This is a genomic window from Thiohalocapsa sp. (genome assembly GCF_019695415.1).
Lineage (GTDB): Bacteria > Pseudomonadota > Gammaproteobacteria > Chromatiales > Chromatiaceae > Thiohalocapsa.
This window is the reverse complement of sequence record NZ_JAIFKJ010000430.1, coordinates 1-2,232: the sequence shown is the minus strand read 5'-3', so window position 1 is coordinate 2,232 and position 2,232 is coordinate 1. Positions and strand designations below refer to the sequence as shown.

The window sequence follows — 2,232 nt, the reverse complement described above, 5'->3', positions numbered from 1 at the left end:
TGTCACTGAGTTGGAGGCAGATGCCGAATACTTGGGCTGAATTCAGCTGGGGCATGTCGGCAGCGTGACCGTAGAAGGCGATGTGGCCGGACAGCAGCCGTTGCCGCGCCTTGGCCTGCTCACGGAGGTTCGGTTGCATGTGGGCCAGGCGCTGGCGTTGCACCCAACGCGAGGCGGCCGCGAAGTGCGGCTTCAGCAGGGTCCCGATCAGGGAGAGATCCTGAACCGCGGCCTGCATGGGCCGCGAGCGGCGGCTGTACCAGAGCGCGGCCGTGCCCACCAGCAGCAGCACCTGGAGAATCACCAGTACGAAGACGTACCAGGACACGTTCACCGGCTGGTCGCCCTCGTAATGGAGCAGCGCGGAGGCGACACCAATGCCGGCAATGAGGCCCAGCACCCCGAGGCCCACGGTCACCAGGCGCTGGCCGCGGGCGAAGGCAGAGCCCGGCAACAGCGCCTGGATGGCTGCGTCCTCCCCGCCGCGGCGGATACCGAGCCAGCGGCGCAGTGCTGCACTGCGATGCGCTGGCGTATGCTCCGGGGCCTTGATCTGCGGCCCGATGCGCTCACGATAGAGGCGCCGATCACGTTCGGAGAGGCGCTTGCGTTCTGAGGGGTCGGTACGCAGGCGCTGCTCGTCGCGGTCGACGTAGTAGTCGAAGTCCAGCAGGTCCGGCAGGCGCCAGCGGCTCGTGTCCGGCTCCCCGGCCGGCTCCGGACCGGTATGCACAGCGGATTCCATGGCAGTTGCTTCTGGGGCAGTTGCTTCTCGGGACGGTCGCTTCTGACGGGCGACTGGGCGTTGACTGGTGTGGTGCTGGGCTGGAATACGGTATGGCAGGCTGCTGCGGCCGGCTCCCGGGGTGGGAGCGGCGCCTACTATGAGGACAGCGCCAGCACGTTATACCCTGCTTCCGGCGCCGATCAAGGGTCGCGCACCGGGTTCGACATGGGGATGTGCGGCCATCGCCGGCACAATGACAGCGTGCAGATAGTGAGACGAGTGTTCATGCACAGCCATAAGCCAGCCAGGGATGCGAGAGCGGGCCTCGGGCGACCCAGCGCGCGGCGCACGCGGCAGCGTACCGACGACAGCGACGAGATGCGGGCGCTGCTGCACGTCCTTGACGAGCACCCCGATGAGGCGCTCCTGCAGCGGGCACTCAGTCACGCCCATTACCGCGTTCTCGCCCGCGCCGCCGAGGCCGCGGCCGACGGCCTGCACTATGCACTGGAGCCGGCGCTGATGACCGCCTTCGGGCGGCTGGCCGCGTTGGATCACAAGCACGATCCGGGCTGCCTCGCCAAGGGTGCCATTGCCCGAGCGCTGGTGGCGCTGGACTGCCTGAGCGCAGACTTCTTCCGCCAGGGTATCCGACTGCGGCAGCTGGAGCCCGTTTGGGGCGGGCGCATCGACACCGCCGCCGATGTGCGTGCGACCTGTGCCATGGGCCTTGCGGTATCCGGTGCCGCGGATGCGCTGCTCGATCTGGTCGACCTGTTGGTGGACCCCGAGCACCGGGTGCGCAGTGGTGCGGTGCGCGCCATTGCCTGCACGGAGCCGCGCGCCGCGGAGGCGGTTCTGCGCGCCAAGGCGCTGTTGGGCGATGTCGAGGCTGAGGTCGGTGGCGAGTGCTTCCAGGCGCTGCTCGTCGTGGCGCCGGACACCGCCCCGGCCTTCGTTGGCCGCTGGCTGGAGGGAGCCCCCGATGCTGATGCCCAGCTGGCCGAGCTCGCGGCCTTGGCCCTCGGTGAATCCAAACTCGATGCCGCCGTTGCCCTCCTGCGCGCGCGCTGGGAGGCTGAGCCGCTGCGCGGTCAGCGCCAGCGGGTGCTGCTTCGGGCGGCGGCCTTGGCCCGCACACCGTTGGCTCTGGAATGGCTGTTCGGGCTTGCTGCAGACGCGGATACCGCAACGGTGCAGCAAGTCATCGAGGAGCTGGCCGTGCACCGCCGTCAGCAACGCATTCGTGATGCCCTGCGCGAGCGCCTGACTGCGCGTGGCGAGCCCATCCTGCTCTCGGCCTTCGATGCGCTGTTTGCGACGCCGCCCGCTGCCAGAGGCTCGGAATAGGGCGCGTGGCCACCAACCGGTAAGCCGCGCCACACGCCCCGCCGGCAAGCCCCCCGGTTGCGTGCTGCCGTCCCCGCGCCCTTGCCCTCAGCCCTTGCCCGACGGGCGTCCGCCCCTTTCCGAGGCCTCCCGGGGGGCCGCGGGTCGGGCACAAA

At 69.7% G+C, this 2,232-nt stretch carries 1 protein-coding gene and 1 pseudogene; one reads left to right on the top strand and one right to left on the bottom strand.

Annotation, left to right across the window (positions count from 1 at the left end):
* Positions 1-745: pseudogene (locus tag I6U14_RS12205) on the bottom strand (DUF2868 domain-containing protein); the annotation flags it as partial.
* Positions 746-1,012: 267 nt separating this feature from the next.
* On the opposite strand from I6U14_RS12205, the gene I6U14_RS12200 reads away from it, so the two are divergent.
* Complete coding sequence (locus I6U14_RS12200; RefSeq protein WP_296899685.1) at positions 1,013-2,077, top strand: hypothetical protein; 1,065 nt, start codon at positions 1,013-1,015, stop codon at positions 2,075-2,077.
* Positions 2,078-2,232: the final 155 nt, after the last annotated feature.